This is a genomic window from Streptomyces sp. NPDC048349, assembly GCF_040651925.1.
In the GTDB taxonomy this organism is placed as follows: Bacteria; Actinomycetota; Actinomycetes; order Streptomycetales; family Streptomycetaceae; genus Streptomyces.
Genome location: NZ_JBEZLA010000006.1, coordinates 76,273 through 94,463 on the forward strand (window position 1 = coordinate 76,273; position 18,191 = coordinate 94,463).

At 72.5% G+C, this 18,191-nt stretch carries 13 protein-coding genes and 1 riboswitch; of the genes, 3 read left to right on the plus strand and 10 right to left on the minus strand.

Translation table 11 applies throughout. The features are described from left to right. Positions 1 to 185: 185 nt before the first annotated feature. The 6 genes from AB0D44_RS05895 to AB0D44_RS05920 form a co-directional block, all read right to left on the minus strand. Positions 186 to 1,175 (minus strand): Gfo/Idh/MocA family oxidoreductase, encoded by a 990-nt coding sequence (locus AB0D44_RS05895; RefSeq protein ID WP_362584972.1) that lies wholly within the window; start codon positions 1,173 to 1,175, stop codon positions 186 to 188. Further along, on the minus strand, positions 1,172 to 2,158 hold the full coding sequence (locus AB0D44_RS05900) for a Gfo/Idh/MocA family oxidoreductase (RefSeq protein WP_362584975.1): 987 nt from the start codon (positions 2,156 to 2,158) through the stop codon (positions 1,172 to 1,174). The genes AB0D44_RS05895 and AB0D44_RS05900 overlap by 4 nt, the downstream gene beginning before the upstream one ends. A gap of 203 nt (positions 2,159 to 2,361) precedes the next feature. Continuing rightward, entirely contained in the window at positions 2,362 to 3,012 is a 651-nt protein-coding gene (locus AB0D44_RS05905; protein ID WP_362584978.1) for a thymidine kinase, read from the minus strand. Between the two features lie 62 nt (positions 3,013 to 3,074). Next, positions 3,075 to 4,280, minus strand: coding sequence for a nucleotide pyrophosphatase/phosphodiesterase family protein (locus tag AB0D44_RS05910; protein ID WP_362584981.1), 1,206 nt, complete (start codon positions 4,278 to 4,280; stop codon positions 3,075 to 3,077). Further along, positions 4,280 to 4,879 carry a DUF5998 family protein gene (locus AB0D44_RS05915; protein ID WP_069924106.1) on the minus strand — a complete coding sequence of 200 codons (600 nt, stop codon included), beginning with the start codon at positions 4,877 to 4,879 and terminating at the stop codon, positions 4,280 to 4,282. Before AB0D44_RS05915 ends, AB0D44_RS05910 begins: the two co-directional genes overlap by 1 nt. Positions 4,880 to 4,930: 51 nt before the next feature. Beyond that, positions 4,931 to 7,753, minus strand: a complete 2,823-nt coding sequence (locus AB0D44_RS05920) for a GNAT family N-acetyltransferase (RefSeq protein ID WP_362584984.1) — start codon at positions 7,751 to 7,753, stop codon at positions 4,931 to 4,933. A 184-nt stretch (positions 7,754 to 7,937) separates the two neighbouring features. On the opposite strand from AB0D44_RS05920, the gene AB0D44_RS05925 reads away from it, so the two are divergent. Further along, positions 7,938 to 8,219 carry an HPr family phosphocarrier protein gene (locus AB0D44_RS05925; RefSeq protein ID WP_362584986.1) on the plus strand — a complete coding sequence of 94 codons (282 nt, stop codon included), beginning with the start codon at positions 7,938 to 7,940 and terminating at the stop codon, positions 8,217 to 8,219. Between the two features lie 228 nt (positions 8,220 to 8,447). On the opposite strand, the gene AB0D44_RS05930 is transcribed toward AB0D44_RS05925, so the two are convergent. The 4 genes from AB0D44_RS05930 to AB0D44_RS05945 all read right to left on the minus strand — a co-directional run bounded on the left by AB0D44_RS05930 (position 8,448) and on the right by AB0D44_RS05945 (position 13,271). Continuing rightward, positions 8,448 to 9,128: a GntR family transcriptional regulator gene (locus AB0D44_RS05930; RefSeq protein WP_362584989.1), complete on the minus strand. Its 681-nt coding sequence runs from the start codon at positions 9,126 to 9,128 to the stop codon at positions 8,448 to 8,450. A gap of 202 nt (positions 9,129 to 9,330) precedes the next feature. After that, positions 9,331 to 10,128 (minus strand): M23 family metallopeptidase, encoded by a 798-nt coding sequence (locus AB0D44_RS05935; RefSeq protein WP_362584995.1) that lies wholly within the window; start codon positions 10,126 to 10,128, stop codon positions 9,331 to 9,333. Positions 10,129 to 10,140: 12 nt separating this feature from the next. Further along, a riboswitch (cyclic di-AMP (ydaO/yuaA leader) is annotated at positions 10,141 to 10,300 on the minus strand. Between the two features lie 206 nt (positions 10,301 to 10,506). Continuing rightward, positions 10,507 to 11,874: a pitrilysin family protein gene (locus tag AB0D44_RS05940; protein WP_362585164.1), complete on the minus strand. Its 1,368-nt coding sequence runs from the start codon at positions 11,872 to 11,874 to the stop codon at positions 10,507 to 10,509. Positions 11,875 to 11,894: 20 nt separating this feature from the next. After that, positions 11,895 to 13,271: a pitrilysin family protein gene (locus tag AB0D44_RS05945; RefSeq protein WP_362584997.1), complete on the minus strand. Its 1,377-nt coding sequence runs from the start codon at positions 13,269 to 13,271 to the stop codon at positions 11,895 to 11,897. A gap of 203 nt (positions 13,272 to 13,474) precedes the next feature. Here AB0D44_RS05945 and AB0D44_RS05950 point away from each other — a divergent pair, with 203 nt between their 5' ends. Beyond that, a complete protein-coding gene (locus AB0D44_RS05950; protein ID WP_362584998.1) occupies positions 13,475 to 15,931 on the plus strand; it encodes a DNA topoisomerase IV subunit A in 2,457 nt (818 codons plus the stop codon). 108 nt (positions 15,932 to 16,039) lie between these two features. Then, positions 16,040 to 18,094 carry a restriction endonuclease gene (locus AB0D44_RS05955; protein ID WP_362585001.1) on the plus strand — a complete coding sequence of 685 codons (2,055 nt, stop codon included), beginning with the start codon at positions 16,040 to 16,042 and terminating at the stop codon, positions 18,092 to 18,094. Positions 18,095 to 18,191 lie beyond the last annotated feature (97 nt).

The window sequence follows — 18,191 nt, forward strand, 5'->3', positions numbered from 1 at the left end:
CATCCCTCAGCCTGGTAGGGGCGGGACGACAACTCCGCGCTTTTTGAGCGTCTTATGAGCGGGGCTCGAGCATTCCTGGGGAACGGTCACCCGGAAAGCCGGAATTCAATCCGCACACAGCACGCGAGCCGCCGCCGCTCCGGAAAGCGGCGACGGCTTCGCAAGGGACCGCTGCTGACGAAGGGTCAGGCGGAGGCCAGGTCGACGGGCTGGCCCGTGCGCACCGATGCCCGCGCCGCTTCGATGATGCGCAGCGTACGGACCCCGGCCGCGCCGTCCGGGCCGGCCGCCCGCCCCGTCGCGTCGTCGGCGGCGAGGAACGCGCCGAGCATGACCGGGTCGAGGTCGGCCCCGCCGGCCTCCCACCGCTCACTGGACGTGGCGGCGTCGAACACACCGAGCAGCCGCGGGCGGGCGTTGAACTCGACGCTGGCCCGTTCGCCGATGAAGGTCATGGCCGGTCCCCCTGCTGCCGACTGGTGCGCCGACAGGCTCCAGCTGCAGTCGACGGACACGACCGTCCCACTCGCGTAGCGGACGGAAACGAGCGCGGCGCTCTCCACGCCGGGGTCGCCGCTCAGGACGCTGTTCGCCTGTGCGTACACCTGCTCGGCCGGTTCCCCGCCGAGCACGGCGTCCACCATGTCGAACAGGACCGCCGCGTTGGCGCCCAGCGCCCCGCCGTCCTCCGCCTTCCCGGTCGGAGGGCTGTTGTAGACCCCGTGAACGGTCGTCAGCTGGCCGATGGCCTCGCCGTCGGCGAGCCCGTCGCGCACGGCGGTGAAGGCCGGGCTGAAGCAGACCGGCGACGCGAGGGCCAGCCGCACACCCGCGTCCTCACAGGCGCGCACCATGGCCCGGGCGTCCGCCTCCGTGGCTGCCATCGGCTGCTCGCACAGCACGTGCGCCCCGGCCTCCGCGGCCCGCTCGACCAGTTCCCGACGCCGGGCGACCTCGCTCGTGACCACCACGGCCTCGGGCCGCAGCGCGAACACCTCGTCCCAGCTGCCCGCGTACGGGACGTCCAGCTCCGCCGCGACGGCCTGGCCGCGGACCGGGTCGCCCGGCGAACCGCCGGGGTCCGCGATGATCAGGTCGACACCGGGCATGTCGTGCAACAGCCGGGCGTACGTCGCGGCGCGCTCGTGGGCGAACGACAACACGGCGACCTTCATGCGGCGGCCCCCTTCGCGGTCAGTTCCACGGCGCGTCCCGTCCATGCGGACCGCGCGGCGGCTTGGGTGATGCGGATGGCGGCCAGCCCGTCGCGCGGCCCCAGCCGCGGCTCGGGACCGCCCGAGAAGCCCTGGGCGAACTCACGGATCATCGAGACGAACGGCGTTTCCCCGAAGTGCCCGAAGTCCGCGCCCGTACCGCCGAAGACCTGGATCTCCTGGGGCCACTCCGAGTCGTAGAGCACCGTCCCGCCCGTACCCGAGACGTGGCACGTCAGGCGGTAGGGGGGCACCGGCGTCGCCATCCACCGGCTGACGACCTGACTGATCGCGCCGCTGGCGTGGGTGAGGACGACGGTGCCGAGCGCGACGGCCCCGGTGGGGGCAGGTGCGGCGATCTCGCCCTGGTAGTAGGCGTGCACCCGCACGACGTCCCCGAAGACCCAGTAGGCGAGGTCGACGCCGTGCAGCATCTGGTCGGTGACGATCCCGCCCGTCTCCGCGGGCGCGTTGCCGGTCCACGGCCGCGGGTGGTAGCCGGCCACGGTGAACCGGGCGACGGTGCCCGCGCCCACGCGGCCCGCCGCCACCAGCTCGTGGAGCCGGCCGTACGCCGGGGCGAACCGCACGTTGTGGGTCGGGTAGAGCCGTACGCCGGCCTGCTCCGCCGCCGCGACGATCTCCTCGGCCTCGGCGGTGCTGGTCGCCAAGGGCTTCTCGCACACCACGCCCACACCCGCGGCGATGGCCTTCATGGCGATCTCGTGATGGGTACTGGTCGGGGTGCAGATGTCCACGACGTCCGCGCCGTCCAGCGCTTCCTCCAGGGAACCGACGACCTTGGCGCCGAACTCGCGGGCGAGGTCCGCGGCCCGGCCGTCGGTGGAGCAGACGCGCACGGACGCCCCGACGGTGGTCCACGCGTCCAGATGGAAGCGCGCTATCAGTCCTGCGCCCAACAGTGCCACTTCAAGTTGCCGCATGGCATCCCCAGCCTTTCTTCCCGATCGCCCTGACACAGACGACCCGGCTACGGGAGCCGTCGGCCGGACACAGGCCCGGCACGGCGGCCGACGCCCAGCACGTCTGAAGTCCGATCAGTCTCGCCCGCACCGCTCGCCGGGACCATCACCAGCGTGGGTAGTCTCGGCGGGGTGCCGGCCGGGGCGGCCGGGGGCTGCCGCGGTCAGGCGTGGTTGACCGGCAGGACGTCCGGGGAAAGGGCGCCCGCGTGCGCCGCGGCCGACGTCATGCGGCGGCGGTGGTGACGGCGGCACAGGACCTCGTAACCGATCTCCCCCGCCGGACGGTTCACATCGCCGACCACGACCTGGGCGCCCTCGACCACCATCTCCCCGCCCACCGTCCGCGCGTTGTGCGTGGCCCGGGCCCCGCACCAGCACAGCGCCTCGACCTGGAGCTGCTCGATGCGGTCCGCCAGCTCGATCAGCCGCTGCGAGCCGGGGAAGAGCTTGGTGCGGAAGTCCGTCGTGATCCCGAAGGCGAAGACGTCCATGTCGAGGTCGTCCACGATGCGGGCCAGCTGGTCGATCTGCTCCGGGGCGAGGAACTGGGCCTCGTCCACGATCACGTAGTCGGCCTTGCCGCCCTTGGACAGCTGGGCCACCAGGTACGCGTACAGGTCCATGCCCTCGGTGGCCTCGACGGCCTCCGTCACCAGGCCGAGGCGGGACGAGAGCTTGCCCTCCCCCGCCCGGTCGTCACGGGTGAAGATCACTCCCTGGAGCCCGCGGGCCGAACGGTTGTGTCCGATCTGCAGCGCCAGAGTGCTCTTTCCGCAGTCCATCGTTCCGGAGAAGAACACCAGCTCGGGCATGGGAAGTACGGGACCTTTCGGGTCGTGGGCAGGGGGAGGGGGGAAGTGAGGAGAGGGGCCGGTCAGGTGCGGATCTCGAGCAGCGGGACGAGCTGCTCCGCCGCGGTCATGGAGCCGTGCATGCCGACGAGGGCGGACTCGTTGGGCTCGTTGCGGGAAGCGGTGATCGCGACGTCGGCCTGGGCGGCCGCCACCACGTCGCCGATCCGGCCGAAGACGCGCTCGTCGCACTCCCCCGGTCGCCCGAACCAGCCCAGTTCCAGGGCCTCTTCGCGGCTCGCGACCCAGAAGCGGTCGCCGAGCACCTCGCGCCACACCGTCAGGACGTCGGCCTCGGCGCCGGGCACCGCGTAGACGTGCCGGGCCCGGCCCTCGCCGCCGAGCAGGGCCACGCCCGCGCCCAGTTCCCAGTCCTCGTCGAAGTCGATGCGGGAGTCCTCGTCGAAGGGGACGTCCACCATGCCGTGGTCGGCGGTCACGTACAGCGCTGTCCGCGGCGGGAGTTGCTCGGCGAGCCGCTGCACCAGCCGGTCGACGTACATCAGCTGGCCGCGCCACGCGTCGGAGTTCACTCCGTGCCGGTGTCCGGCCCCGTCCAGTTCGCTGTAGTACGTGTACACCAGCGAGCGGTCGCCGGCCGCGAGGCGCTGCGCCGCGACGTCCATGCGCTCCTCGCCGGTCATCCGGCCGAGGAAGGTGCCGCCGCTCAGTGCGATCTTGGTGAGCGGGGTGGTCTGGAAGGCGGGCGAGGACACCTGCGCGGTGGCCACTCCGGCCTTGTCGGCCTGCTGGAAGACCGTCGGGTACGGCTGCCAGGGCTTCGGCGCGGTCCACGGCTGCCAGCGGAGCTGGTTCATCAGCTCGCCGGTGGCCGGGTTGCGCACGGCGTAACCGGGCAGACCGTGCCGCGCGGGCGGCAGACCGGTGCCCACCGAGGCCAGCGAGGTGGCGGTGGTCGCCGGGAAGCCCGCGGTGACCGGGCGGCCGGTGCCGCCGCGCGAGCTGCCGAGCAGGGAGGTCAGGTACGGAGCTTCGTCCGGGTGGGCCTTGATCTGCTCCCAGCCCATGCCGTCGACCAGGAACACACAGTTCCGGTCGGCCGGGGACAGCTCCGCGATGGCGGCCTCGTAGCCGGGGACGCCCTGTCCGGCCACCAGGGTCGGCAGCAGGTCGGCGAGCGATCCGGTGCCGTACTCGGGGACGGGCGCGGCGGCGAGATCCAGCAGCTCCGGCTCGTCGTGCCAGTTCTGCGCCGCGGGGTACGTCATCAGCGGGCGGAAGGGGAGGACGTGGCCGCAGTGGCTTCCGAGAGGGCCTGCGCGAAGACGAGGGTCTGGCGCACCGCCTCCGGGCCGTCGCCCGCCTCGCTGACCCGCAGGCTCAGGTCGTCGGCGGTGGAGTTGCCGGTGTAGCCGTGGTCGGAGTCGCAGTTCGGGTCGCCGCAGGCGGCCGGCTCCAGGTCGATCCGGGAGACCGCGCCCCAGCCGATGGTCAGGACGACCTCGCGGGGCAGGGTGCCGGGGGTGTAGGACTCCGGATTGGCGACGACACGGCTGAGCACCACGGAGGAGATGCTGGAGAGCTTGACCGACTCGGTGGAGGTGGTGGCGTACGGCGACGGGGACCCGGCGTCCGCGGCCTGCTCGTCGGTGTGGCTGACGATGAACCGGTTGCCGGTCAGGACCAGCACGGTGACGTGCCGGCGGACCTCGTTGGAGTCGAAGGTCGTCTCCTGGTGGACCAGGTACGACGAAATCGGCTCGCCGCCCACCGCGGCCTCCACGGCCTCGGCCACGAGGGCCGGGTAGTAGCCGCTGCGCTCGATCGCCGTGCGCAGCCCCTGGGTCGTCGTACCGGATTTCGCCATGAGGTCCATCCTAAGGCCCGTACGGGGCGTCCCGGCCGCGCCCGGACCCGCTCAGTAGCTGGGGAGGGTCCGCGGGCCGAGATCACCGCGGGCGGGCGGATGCGCGACGCGGACGGAGGCGCTCAGCACGGAGAGTCCCTCGGTGGCGACGACCACCGGCTCCAGGGAGACCCCGACCACCTCGGGGTGGTCGTCCACGAGCCGGGACAGCCGCAGGAGCAGCTCCTCCAGGGCGCGGGTGTCGACGGGGTCGCTGCCGCGCCAGCCGAAGAGGAGGGGTGCGGTCCGGATGGACCGGATCAGGCCGGCGGCGTCCTTGTCGGTGGCCGGGACCAGCCGGTGGGCGGTGTCCCCGAGCAGTTCGGAGGCGACGCCGGCCAGCCCGAAGGAGAGGACGGCGCCGGCTGCCGGGTCGATGACGGAGCGCACGACGGTGTCGACCCCGCGGGGCACCATCGCCTGGACGACCGGCTGGAGCTCCGCCGGCTTGCCGAGCAGCGCGGTGAGGTCCTCGTACGAGCGCCTCAGCTCGGCCTCGTCCCTGAGATCGAGCCGTACGCCGCCCAGGTCAGCCCGGTGGCGCAGGTGCGGGGCGGTGGTCTTGAGGGCGACCGGGTAGCCGAGGATCCCGGCGGCGCGGACCGCGGAGTCGGGGCTGGGCGCGGGCAGGGCGGGCAGGACGCGGATCCCGTAGCGCGCGAGCAGCTCGCGGGCGTCCCACTCGGCCAGGGTGAGCACGGCGCCGCTGTCGACGTCGGCCAGCAGCCCGGCCAGCTGGGCGGCGGCTCCGGACTCGTCGATGTCCTCGTACTCGGGGACGTGCCCGGCCTCGGTGCTGGCCCGCCGCCACTGCCCGTACCGGACGGCTTCGGCGAGCGCCTTCACGGCCCGCTCGGCGGCGGGGTAGCTCGGGATCCTGCCGCCGGGACCCGGCTCCGCCCGGACCGGCGCCCCGAAGGGCGACGGGGCGGGGAAGCCGCGCAGCGGGCCGTCCGGGCCGTCGGGCGCCGGGGCGCCGGCGTCCGGGGCGGAGCCCCAGGGGCCCAGCGGAGCGGACAGGGCCTCGGCCAGTTCGCCGAGTTCGACGTGGACGACGGCCACCGGCTTGCCGGGGTGTCCGGCCACCGCGGAGCGCAGCGCCCCGGCCAGGTCGTCCGCCGGATCCTGTTCTTCGTTGACCCACGGGATCGCGGTGACGACGACCGCGTCGTTGTCGTCGGAGGCGAGCGCGGCGGCCAGGGCCGTACGGAAGTCCTCGGGCACGGCAGCGGTGGTCAGGTCGAGGGGCGGCAGCGGCCGCAGGCCCTGGGTCAGGCAGGCGTCGTAGGTGAGGACCCCGAGGGATTCGGAGTTCCCGAGGATCGCGATGCGCGCTCCGGCGGGCAGCGGCTGCGAGGCCAGCAGCAGCCCGACGTCCACCAGCTCCGTCACCGTGTCGACCCGGATCACGCCCGCCTGCCGCAGCAGGGCGGAGACGGTGGCGTCCGGCAGCCGGGTGCCGGGGACCACGTGTCCGGCAGGGGTGTGTCGGCCGCCCTTGGCGACGACCACCGGTTTGACGGCTGCCGTGCGGCGGGCGAGGCGGGTGAACTTGCGCGGGTTGCCCAGGGTTTCCAGGTAGAGCAGGGCGACGTCGGTCGCCTCGTCGTCGTACCAGTACTGGAGGATGTCGTTGCCGGAGACGTCGGCGCGGTTGCCGGCGGAGACGAAGGAGGAGAGCCCCTCACCCCGGCGCAGCAGGGCGGAGAGCAGGGCGATGCCGATCGCCCCGGACTGCGTGAACAGGCCGATGCGGCCCCGCATCGGCATCGGCGCGGGCGTCAGCGAGGCGTTGAGTTCCACCTCCGGCGCGGTGTTGATCACCCCGAAGGCGTTCGGCCCGATCAGGCGCATCCCGTACGAGCGCACCTGCCGGACGAGTTCGCGCTGGCGGGCGAGTCCGGCCGGGCCGCTCTCCCCGTATCCGGCGGAGAGCACGACGAGTCCCTGGACGCCGTGTTCGCCGCAGGCGGCGACGGCCTCGGGGACCCGTTCCGCCGGGACGGCGATCACCGCGAGGTCGACGGGAGCACCGATCGCGTCGACGGTGCGGTAGGCCCGTACGCCCTCGAGCAGATCGCGCGTGACCGCCTCGTTGACGGCGTAGAGGTGGCCGTGGAAGCCGCTGTCGCGCAGCGTGCGCAGGCAGGCGGCGCCGACTCCCGCGCCGGAGCGGCTGACTCCGATCACCGCCACCGAGCCGGGGGCGAGCAGCCGCTGGACCGAGCGGGCCTCGGCGCGCTGTTCGCGGGCGCGCTGCACGGCGAGGGACTCCGCGGTGGGCTCGAGGTCGAGGGTGAGGTGGACGGAGCCGTCCTCGAAGCTGCGCTTCTGCTGGTAACCGACGTCCGTGAACACCTTGATCATTTTGGTGTTGGCGGGCAGCACTTCGGCGGCGAACCGGCGGATGCCCCGCTCCCGGGCCACCGCGCCGATGTGTTCGAGGAGGGCGGAGGCCACCCCGCGGCCCTGGTGGGCGTCCTGGACCAGGAAGGCGACCTCGGCCTCGTCGGCGGGGGCCGAGGCGGGCCGGCCGTCGGGGCCGATGCGGTCGTAGCGGACGGTTCCGATGAACTCCCCGCCGATGGTCGCCGCGAGGCCGACGCGGTCCACGTAGTCGTGGTGCGTGAACCGGTGCACGTCGCGGTCGGAGAGCCGGGGGTACGGGGCGAAGAAGCGGTAGTACTTCGACTCGTCGGAGACCTGCTCGTAGAAGCTGACCAGCCGGCCCGCGTCGGTGGGCGTGATGGGCCTGATCCGGGCGGTGCCGCCGTCGCGCAGGACGACGTCCGCCTCCCAGTGGGCCGGGTACGAGGGGTCCGACTCGGTGGTCATGGGCCTACCTTACGGCCGGAAACCGCCTGGCAGCGTGCGCGCGGCGCATCAGGCACACTGGGGCAAAACGGTGCAAGCTGGGGAAGGTCGAACGGCGGAAGATCCGGGCCGGAGGTCGGTCGGAGCATTCCGGACGTCGTGAGAGACTGGTCTAGACAACCGTAAGAACCTGAAGGGCATCACCATGGCAGAGCGCCGCGTCAACGTCGGCTGGGCCGAGGGCCTGCACGCTCGTCCCGCCTCGATCTTCGTCCGTGCGACGACCGCTTCCGGCGTCCCGGTGACCATCGCCAAGGCCGGTGGCGACCCCGTCAACGCCGCTTCCATGCTGGCGGTTCTGGGCCTGGGCGCCCAGGGCGGCGAGGAGATCGTCCTCGCGTCCGACGCCGACGGCGCCGAGGTGGCGCTGGACCGCCTCGCGAAGCTGGTCGCCGAGGGTCTCGAGGAGCTCCCCGAGACCGTCTGACCCTTCGGGTTCGACACCGCCGTCGACCGCACCGCCGCAGCGACCCACACGGTCCACGCGGTCCACACGCGAAAGCCGCGGCCCCCGCCATCCGGGAGCCGCGGCTTTCGCGTGTACGCAGGGGAATTCCACTCCGCAGGAATTCGGCGCACCGAATTCGCGCCACCGGAATTCCGGCAGCGGCGCACGCAGCGGTGCACGGATATACCCCTTTGTATACGGCGCCTGTTAATGACGGCCGCTCGACATGTTTACGGCAGGTTGCGAAGTCCTCACGGCCGCCGCCCGCACCCGCGGCCGGTGCGCGCCCGCCGCCCGTTCGGCGTGGACGGCCGCCAGCGCCCGCGCCCGCTCCGCGTCCCCCCGCGCCACCGCGTCCACGATCGCCCCGTGCTCGGCCCAGGAGTCCACCGGCCGGGAAGGCGCCTGCACCACGTACATCCACGCCAGCTTGTGCCGCATCTGCGTGAGCAGCGCGATCAGGCCCGGACTCCCGGACGCCTGCGCCAGGGTCTCGTGGAACCAGCCGCCCAGGGAGCGCAGATCCTCTGCCTGGCCCCGCCTGGCCCGCTCCTGGCCCAGTCTGACCAGCCCACGCAGCACCTTGAGGTGGGCCTCGGTGCGCCGCCGGGCCGCCCTCGCGGCGGCCAATGGCTCCAGCAGCATCCGCAGCTCGAGGAGGTCGGCGGCCTCCTGCTCGGTCGGCTCGGCGACGCAGGCACCCGCGTGCCGCCGCGTGGTCACGAACCCCTCGGACTCCAGGGTCCGCAGCGCCTCGCGCACCGGCACCCGCGAGACTCCGTACCGGCGGGCCAGCACCTCCTCGGTCAGCCTGCCGCCCGGTTCGAAGACCCCGGAGACGATGTCGTCGCGGATCGCTGTGCATACCGCATGCGCGGGAATACGCAAGACCGGACCTCCGCTATTTCCGATTTTCCACTGCACGCCAACGGGACGCGCATATCCATGACGTGCATGCGCGTGCCGCGACTCTATTGCAACACACGATAATTTCCGAGAGCAGCCGGAAATGACGAACATGTATCCGGCGCAGCGGCACGAAGGCCCCGGCTCGGGGAGCCGGGGCCTTCGGTGGAGCGGTGGGCTGCGGTCAGAGGCTGACGCCGTGCGAGCGCAGGTACGCGATCGGGTCGATGTCCGAGCCGTAGTCGGCACCGGTGCGGGCCTCGAAGTGCAGGTGCGGGCCGCTGGAGTTGCCCGTCGAGCCCGACAGGCCGATCTGCTGCCCGGGGGTGACCTGCTGGCCGACGGAGACGCTCAGCGAGGACATGTGCCCGTACTGGGTGTACGTACCGTCGTTGTGCTTGATCACGACGTTGTTGCCGTAGGCGCCGCCCCAGCCCGCCTCGACCACGACGCCGACGCCGACCGCGTGGACGGAGGTGCCGGAGGCGGCGTGGAAGTCGATGCCGGTGTGGCTGCCGGAGGACCACATGCCGCCGCCCGCCTTGTACTGCGTGCTGACGTACGAGCTGTCGAGCGGCGAGACGAAGGTGTTGAGGCGCTTGCGCTCCTCCTCGCGGGCGGCGCGCTCGGCGGCCTCGCGCTCGGCCTTCGCCTTGGCCTCGGCGAGGCGCTTGGCCTCGGCGGCCCGCTGCTTCGCGTCGGCCTCGGCCTGCGCCTTGGCGGCGGCGTGCTCGGCGGCACGCTGCTGGGACGCGGCCTGGTCCTCGATGTCACCCGCGAGGTCCTCGGCGACGACGACCGCGCCGAGCGCGTTGTCCGAGGCGGACTGGGTGTTGCCGTTGTCCGCGGCGAAGGCCGGGGCGGCGAGGGAGCCGACGACACCAGTGGTGGCGAGGGCGGCTATGCCGGCGTAACCGGCGGTCTTGCGGCTCAGACGACTGGAACCACGGTGCTTACCGGCGGCACGACTGCCAAACGCCATGAAGGGGCTGATCCTTTCCTTCCCTCTCGCCTACCGGGTTAGCTGACGGGTTCGGAGCAGGAAGGTCTCCTACGGGCCTCCTCTTGCGAGGCGGTCCGATTCACCCCAGGGACTGATGTGGGTCCCCGGCTCCCCAGGCTCGCGCCTGACGGGGACTCGGCGATCGCTGCCCGGTGCCGCGGGTGCGGCGGGTACAACTGACGGACAGCACGGGTGACGCTAGGCGGATCATCAGTCAATCGCCAAACAGACACGCCTTTTTGTTGCGTACGCCACACCACATAAAAGCAGCCTCTCCGCTAAACGGACAAAAAGGGGCCCCGGCGGACAAGCCCGCCGGAGCCCCTCGTGCCACGGCCGGTTGCGGCCGCAGTGCGGTCAGTTGGTGACGACGCTCACGTCGCCGATGCCCAAGGCCCGCACCGGTTCCTCGATCTGCGCCGCGTCGCCCACCAGCACGGTGACCAGCCGGTCCGCGGGGAAGGCCTTCACGACCGCCGAAGTCGCCTCCACGGTCCCGGTTTCGGCGAGCTGCGCGTACAACTGCGCCTGGTAGTCGTCCGGCAGCTCCTGCTCGACCTGGTCGGCCAGGGTGCCCGCGACCGAGGCCGCCGTCTCGAACTTGAGCGGGGCCACGCCCACCAAGTTCTGGACCGCCACGTCCCGTTCGGCGTCGGTCAGACCGCCCTCCGCGAGGGTGCGCAGCACCTTCCAGAGGTCCTCGAGCGCCGGGGCGGTGTTGGGGGTGTCCACCGAGCCGCTGATGGCGAGCATGGAGGCGCCCCTGCCGTCGGCCGTGGAGCGCAGCACCTGGCCGAAGGCGCGCACGCCGTAGGTGTACCCCTTCTCCTCGCGCAGCACCTTGTCCAGGCGGGACGTCAGGGTGCCGCCCAGGCAGTACGTGCCGAGCACCTGGGCCGCCCAGACCCGGTCGTGCCGGTCCGGCCCGATCCGGCCGATCAGCAGCTGCGTCTGGACCGCGCCGGGCCGGTCCACGATGACCACGCGGCCGGTGTCGTCGGCGGTCACCGGCGGAACCGGGAGGGGCTCGGCGGTGTCGCCCGTCCACGTGCCGAGGGTGTCGGCGAGGACCGCGTCCAGATCGATGCCCGTCAGGTCGCCGACGACCACCGCGGTGGCGGTGGCGGGGCGCACGTGGGCCTCGTAGAAGGCGCGTACGGCCGCGGAGTCGATACGGGCGACCGTCTCCTCGGTGCCCTGGCGCGGGCGGGACATGCGCAGGGCGGCGGGAAAGAGCTCCTTGGAGAGCTCCTTGGCGGCGCGGCGCTGCGGGTTGGCCAGCTCGTGCGGGATCTCGTCGAGCCGGTTGCGCACCAGGCGGTCGACCTCCGCGTCGGCGAAGGCCGGCGCGCGCAGCGCCTCGGCGAGCAGGCCGAGCGCCTTGGGCAGCCGGGAGGCCGGGACCTCCAGGGAGACGCGCAGGCCCGGGTGGTCGGCGTGCGCGTCGAGGGTGGCGCCGCAGCGCTCCAGCTCGGCCGCGAACTCCTCGGCGGAGTGCTTGTCGGTGCCCTCGGACAGGGCGCGGGCCATGATGGTCGCCACGCCGTCCAGGCCCTCGGGCTCGGCGTCCAGCGGGGCGGCGAGGTTCACCTCTACCGCGATCACCTGCTGGCCGGGGCGGTGGCAGCGCAGCAGGGTCAGGCCGTTGGGCAGCACCGAGCGGTCGGGGGCCGGGAAGGCCCACGGCTGCGGCTCCCCGGCCTGCGGGCGCGGGTGGAAGGTCATCGTGACGGCTGCGGTGTCGCTCACTGCTCCGCCCCCTCGTTCTCGTCGTTCACAGCGTTCTCGTCGGACTCGTCGGACTCGTCGGACTCGTCGTCGGAGCCGGCCAGCGGCTCGTAGACCAGTACCGCGCGGTTGTCCGGGCGCAGCCGGGCCGCGGCCACGGCCTGGACCTCCTCGGCGGTCACGTCGAGGACGCGCTGGACCGCGGTCAGGGCCAGCTGCGGGTCGCCGAAGAGCACCGCGAACCGGCACAGCTCGTCGGCCCGGCCCGCCACCGTGCTCAGCCGGTCCAGCCACTCGCGCTCGAGCTGCGCCTGGGCGCGCTCCATCTCCTCGGCCGTCGGGCCCTCGGCGGCGAACCGCGCGAGCTCCTCGTCCACGGCCGCCTCGATGTCGGGGACCTCGACCCCGCCGGAGGTCTTGACGTCCAGCCAGCCCAGCGAGGGCGCCCCGGCCAGGCGCAGCATGCCGAACCCGGCCGCGACGGCCGTCTGGTCGCGTCGTACCAGGCGGTTGTGGAGCCGCGAGGACTCGCCGCCGCCCAGGACGGTCAGCGCCACGTCGGCGGCGTCGCACTCGCGGGTGCCGTCGTGCGGGAGCCGGTAGGCGGCCATCAGCGCACGCGCCGGGACCTCCTCGACGACCTCCTCGCGCAGCTCGCGGCCGATGACGTCGGGCAGCGAACCGTCCCGGGGCGGCTGCTTGCCGTCGTGCGCCGGGATGCTGCCGAAGTACTTCTCGACCCACGCGAGCGTGCGCTGCGGGTCGATGTCGCCGACGATCGACAGCACCGCGTTGTTGGGCGCGTAGTACGTACGGAAGAAGGTGCGCGCGTCCTCCAGGGACGCGGCGTCCAGATCGGCCATGGAGCCGATCGGCGTGTGGTGGTACGGGTGGCCCTCGGGGTAGGCCAGGGCCGTCAGCTTCTCGAAGGCCGTGCCGTACGGGACGTTGTCGTACCGCTGGCGGCGCTCGTTCTTGACGACGTCGCGCTGGTTCTCCATGGACTCGTCGTCCAGGGCGGCCAGCAGCGAGCCCATCCGGTCCGCCTCCAGCCACAGCGCGAGCTCCAGCTGGTGGGTCGGCATCGTCTCGAAGTAGTTGGTGCGCTCGAAGCTGGTGGTGCCGTTGAGGGAGCCGCCGGCTCCCTGGACCAGCTCGAAGTGCCCGTTGCCCGGCACGTTCGCCGAGCCCTGGAACATCAGGTGCTCGAAGAGGTGAGCCAGGCCGGTACGCCCCTTGACTTCGTGACGCGAGCCGACGTCGTACCAGAGGCAGACCGCGGCGACCGGGGTCAGGTGGTCCTCGGACAGCACCACGCGCAGGCCGTTGGCCAGCCGGTGCTCGGTCGCTGTCAGGCCGCCGGAGCCGGCCTGGGCTGTGGCCGTGTGACCCATGGGCATGTGGTCCCTTCGATACGCGATGCAGAGATTTCCGTCAGACCTGCCACTGTATGCAAGCGCGTCGGCGACCGGATAAGTTCCCGGGTCACCCCCTGGGGTCGGAGTCAGGGTTGTCGGTGCCTCGGGCCACAATGGTCCGCGTCAGACCCCCAGCAGACCCCCAGCACACCCATTCTTGGTTAAGGAGCCGCGCAGCGATGGCCCGCCGCAGCACGAAGACCCCGCCGCCGGAGGATTTCGAGGAGAAGATCCTCGACATCGACGTCGTCGACGAAATGCAGGGCTCCTTCCTCGAGTACGCGTACTCGGTGATCTACTCCCGTGCCCTGCCCGATGCCCGCGACGGCATGAAGCCGGTGCACCGCCGCATCGTGTACCAGATGAACGAGATGGGTCTGCGCCCCGACCGCGGCTACGTGAAGTGCGCCCGGGTCGTCGGCGAGGTCATGGGCAAGCTCCACCCGCACGGAGACGCGTCGATCTACGACGCCCTCGTGCGCATGGCCCAGCCCTTCTCGATGCGGCTGCCGCTGGTCGACGGCCACGGCAACTTCGGTTCGCTCGGCAACGACGACCCGCCGGCGGCGATGCGCTACACCGAGTGCAAGATGGCCGACGCCACGTCACTGATGACGGAGTCGATCGACGAGGACACCGTCGACTTCACCGCCAACTACGACGGTCAGGAGCGGGAGCCGGTCGCGCTGCCCGCCGCCTACCCGAACCTGCTGGTCAACGGCGCGTCCGGGATCGCGGTCGGCATGGCCACCAACATGCCCCCGCACAACCTCGGCGAGGTCATCGCCGCCGCCCGCCACCTGATCCGCTACCCGCACGCGGACCTGGAGGCGCTGATGCGCTTCGTCCCGGGTCCGGACCTGCCCACGGGCGGCCGGATCGTGGGGCTCTCGGGGATCAAGGACGCCTACGAGAACGGCCGCGGCACCTTCAAGATCCGCGCGACGGTGGCGGTGGAGAACGTGACGGCGCGCCGCAAGGGCCTGGTCGTCACGGAACTGCCCTTCACGGTCGGCCCCGAGAAGGTCATCGCGAAGATCAAGGACCTGGTCGGCTCGAAGAAGCTCCAGGGCATCGCCGACGTCAAGGACCTCACCGACCGCTCGCACGGCCTGCGCCTGGTCATCGAGATCAAGAACGGCTTCCACCCCGAGGCCGTCCTGGAGCAGCTGTACAAGCTGACGCCGATGGAGGAGTCCTTCGGCATCAACAACGTGGCGCTCGTGGACGGGCAGCCGCTGACGCTGGGCCTCAAGGAGCTGCTGGAGGTCTACCTCGACCACCGCTTCGAGGTCGTCCGGCGGCGCAGCGAGTTCCGCCGCGGCAAGCGCCGCGACCGGCTGCACCTCGTCGAGGGCCTGCTGGTGGCGCTGCTCGACATCGACGAGGTCATCCGGCTCATCCGGGACAGCGACAACTCGGCGCAGGCCAAGGAGCGCCTGATCGAGCACTTCTCGCTGAGCGAGATCCAGACCCAGTACATCCTGGACACGCCGCTGCGCCGGCTCACCCGTTTCGACCGGATCGAGCTGGAGTCCGAGCGCGACCGGCTGACGGGCGAGATCGACGAGCTGACCGGGATCCTGGAGTCCGACACCGAGCTGCGCAAGCTGGTCTCCTCGGAACTGGCCGCGGTGGCCAAGAAGTTCGGCACCGAGCGCCGCACGGTCCTGCTGGAGTCGGCGGGCACGGCGGTGTCGGCCGTTCCGCTGGAGGTCGCGGACGACCCCTGCCGCGTACTGCTGTCCTCGACCGGCCTGCTGGCGCGGACCGCGAACGGCGACGCGCTGCCGCAGGAGGAGGGCGGCGCCCGGGCCAAGCACGACCTGATCGTCTCGCAGGTCGCGGCGACCGCCCGCGCCGACGTCGGCGCGGTCACCTCGTACGGGCGCCTGCTGCGCCTGTCGGTGATCGACCTGCCGCAGCTCCCGGACACGCACGCCGCGCCGAACCTGGCGGGCGGCGCCCCGGTCTCCGAGTTCCTCTCCGGACTGGAGGCGGACGAGAAGGTGGTCTGCCTGACCTCGCTGGACGAGTCCTCGCAGGGACTGGCCCTGGGCACCGAACAGGGCGTGGTCAAGCGCGTCGTGCCGGACTACCCGGCCAACAAGGACGAGCTGGAGGTCATCACCCTCAAGGAGGGCGACCGGATCGTGGGCGCGGTCGAGCTGCGCACGGGCGAGGAGGACCTGGTCTTCCTCACCGACGACGCCCAGCTGCTGCGCTATCCGGCCTCGCAGGTGCGCCCCCAGGGCCGCCCGGCGGGCGGTATGGCGGGCATCAAGCTCGCGGCGAACGCCAAGGTGATCCACTTCTCGGCCGTCGACCCGGCCAGGGACGCGATGGTGTTCACGGTCGCGGGCTCGCACGGCACGCTGGACGACTCGGTGCAGTCCGGGAAGCTGACCCCCTTCGACCAGTACCCGCGCAAGGGCCGCGCCACCGGCGGCGTGCGCTGCCAGCGGTTCCTCAAGGGTGAGGACGTGCTGGTGCTGGCCTGGGCGGGCAACGCGCCGGTCCGGGCGGCGTCGGCGAACGGCACTCCGGCCGAGCTGCCGGCCGTGGACCCGCGCCGCGACGGCTCGGGGACCGCGCTGCCCGCGGCCGTGGCGGCGCTCGCCGGGGGCGCACTGTAGGCGGAGGTCGCCCTTGCGCCGGTACGCCCAACGGGGGACGTACCGGCTGAAGGGCGACTAATGTTTTCCCTCTTGGCACTGGTGGGTGGGGCGGGGAGAACAGAGCTGATGAGTCGACGCTCGGGCGGAGTGATCGGGGACTGGGCCGAGGCCCAGCGCCGGATGCAGCAGACGCAGCTGATCCAGCAGCGGCAGGCGGAGCGCAGGCGGCGGGAGCAGCAGGCAGCCGACCGGCAGCACCGCGAGGCCGAGGCCCGGCGGCGTACCGAGCAGATCGAGGCGGAAGTCGCCGCCCTGCAGGGCCTGCTGGCCGCGGGGTGCCGGGCCCCGGCGTTCCGGATGGCCGGGCTGGTCCGGTCCGAGCAGCTCGAAGCCTTCGACCCGGGCACGCTGGCGCACCCCGTGCCGATGCCTGAGCTGCACCAGTTCCAGCAGCAGAGCACGGGCTGGACGCTCGGCTCGAACCGGCGGGCGCAGGCCGAGCGCGAGGCGCACGCCCGGTACACGCAGGCCTGGCAGGCCGCGCACGCCGCCGAGGCCCAGCGCCGACAGCAGCTGGCGGCGTACCGGCAGCAGTACGACCGCTGGGCGGCGCAGCAACTGGCCCAGGTCCGCGCGCACAACGCCGGGCTCACCGCGCTCGCCGGGGCCCTGCGCGCGGGCGACGCCGAGGCCGTGGTGGAGTACTTCTCGGCCGCCCTGTACGCCTCCACGGCGTGGCCCGAGCAGTTGCCCAGGCAGGTGGCGGCGGCGTACGACCCGGGGGCGCGCCAGCTGGTGCTGGACTGGGAGCTGCCGGGGTACGCGGTGGTACCGGAGGCCAAGTCGGTGCGGTACGTGGCGAGCACGGGCCAGGACAAGGAGACGGCCCGCCCGGCGACGCAGCGGCGGGCGCTGTACCGCGACCTGCTGGCGCAGTGCGTGCTGCTGGTGGTGCGCGAGCTCTACGCGGCGGACGAGTTCGGCGTGCTGGACTCGGTGGTCGTCAACGGCTTCGTGGACGCGCACGATCCGGTGACGGGCCGGGAGGCCCAGCTCGTGCTCGCCACGCTGTCGGCGGCCCGGTCCGCCGTCGAGGGGCTGCGGCTGGAGCAGGTCAGCGCGGTGGACTGCCTGGTGGAGGGGTTGCGCGGGCAGTTGTCGGCGCGACCGGACCAGCTGACCGCGGTGCGGCCGGGACGCAGGCCCGACGAGGTCGGCGGAGGGGTCGTCAGCCACGGCGGGCACGAGGGCGGCGACCAGGACGAGCCCGACCTGTTCGAGATGGACCCGATCGCCTTCGAGAACCTGGTGGCGGAGCTCTTCCGGGCGATGGGCATGGAGGCGCTGACGACCCAGCGCTCGGGCGACGGCGGGGTGGACATCGAGGCGAACGACCCGTCCCCGATCACGGGCGGGCGGATCGTGGTGCAGGTCAAGCGCTACCGCAACACCGTGTCGCCCACGGCGGTCCGGGACCTGTACGGCACGGTCCAGGACAAGGGGGCGAACAAGGGGGTGCTGGTCACCACCGCGTCCTTCGGGCCGGGGTCGTACACCTTTGCCAACGGCAAGCCGCTGGAGTTGGTTCCCGGCGCGAAGCTCGTGGAGCTGCTGCACCAGTACGGGCTGCGCGGCCGTCTGGGCGGCGTCCCCGCGGCCGTCCCGCCGCAGCGGACGGCCGGGCCCGCCCCGGTCGCCGACCACAACGTGCTCGGCATGTCCTGGTCGGGCACGGTCGCGCTCGACGTCTGCGCTCTGGTCTGCACGGGCAACCGGGTGCTGAGCGAGGACCACTTCGTCTTCTTCAACAACCCGGGGACGCCGGACGGTTCGGTGCGGACCCACGCGCACACGGCGCCCGACAAGGCCGCCCTCCAGGTCGCCTTCGAGGCCCTGCCACGCGAGGCCGACCGGCTGGTCCTGGTCGCCGCGATCGACCCCGAGGCCGATCCGCACGCCGACCTCGCCGGTTTCACGGACGCCCGGATCCGGCTCCTCGACGCGGCGGGATCGGAGCTCGGGCAGCTGGAGGTCTCCGACGGCCGCCCCGGCGAGACCGCCCTCGTCCTCGGCTCCTTCCGCCACCGGGCCAACGGCGACTGGGACTTCGTGATGGGCGGCAAGGGCTACCGGGGCGGCCTGGAGGACCTGCTGCGCGAATTCGGCGTCGAGGTCGCCTAGTAGGGCTTGGTCAGGTTCGCGGCGTCCGGTGCGGTGCATCGCAAGGCGGAGGGGCTCGCGCGTACTGGACGTACTCGGGAGCCCCGACAACGCAGCG

Coding starts and splice junctions, on each gene's coding strand:
- AB0D44_RS05905 (WP_362584978.1), bottom strand. CDS start 3,012: ATGCCCGAGCTGGTGTTCTTCTCCGGAACGATGGACTGCGGAAAGAGC.
- AB0D44_RS05955 (WP_362585001.1), top strand. CDS start 16,040: ATGAGTCGACGCTCGGGCGGAGTGATCGGGGACTGGGCCGAGGCCCAG.
- AB0D44_RS05925 (WP_362584986.1), top strand. CDS start 7,938: ATGGCAGAGCGCCGCGTCAACGTCGGCTGGGCCGAGGGCCTGCACGCT.
- AB0D44_RS05915 (WP_069924106.1), bottom strand. CDS start 4,879: ATGGCGAAATCCGGTACGACGACCCAGGGGCTGCGCACGGCGATCGAG.
- AB0D44_RS05895 (WP_362584972.1), bottom strand. CDS start 1,175: ATGAAGGTCGCCGTGTTGTCGTTCGCCCACGAGCGCGCCGCGACGTAC.
- AB0D44_RS05910 (WP_362584981.1), bottom strand. CDS start 4,280: ATGACGTACCCCGCGGCGCAGAACTGGCACGACGAGCCGGAGCTGCTG.
- AB0D44_RS05900 (WP_362584975.1), bottom strand. CDS start 2,158: ATGCGGCAACTTGAAGTGGCACTGTTGGGCGCAGGACTGATAGCGCGC.
- AB0D44_RS05940 (WP_362585164.1), bottom strand. CDS start 11,874: ATGACCTTCCACCCGCGCCCGCAGGCCGGGGAGCCGCAGCCGTGGGCC.
- AB0D44_RS05950 (WP_362584998.1), top strand. CDS start 13,475: ATGGCCCGCCGCAGCACGAAGACCCCGCCGCCGGAGGATTTCGAGGAG.
- AB0D44_RS05945 (WP_362584997.1), bottom strand. CDS start 13,271: ATGGGTCACACGGCCACAGCCCAGGCCGGCTCCGGCGGCCTGACAGCG.
- AB0D44_RS05920 (WP_362584984.1), bottom strand. CDS start 7,753: ATGACCACCGAGTCGGACCCCTCGTACCCGGCCCACTGGGAGGCGGAC.
- AB0D44_RS05935 (WP_362584995.1), bottom strand. CDS start 10,128: ATGGCGTTTGGCAGTCGTGCCGCCGGTAAGCACCGTGGTTCCAGTCGT.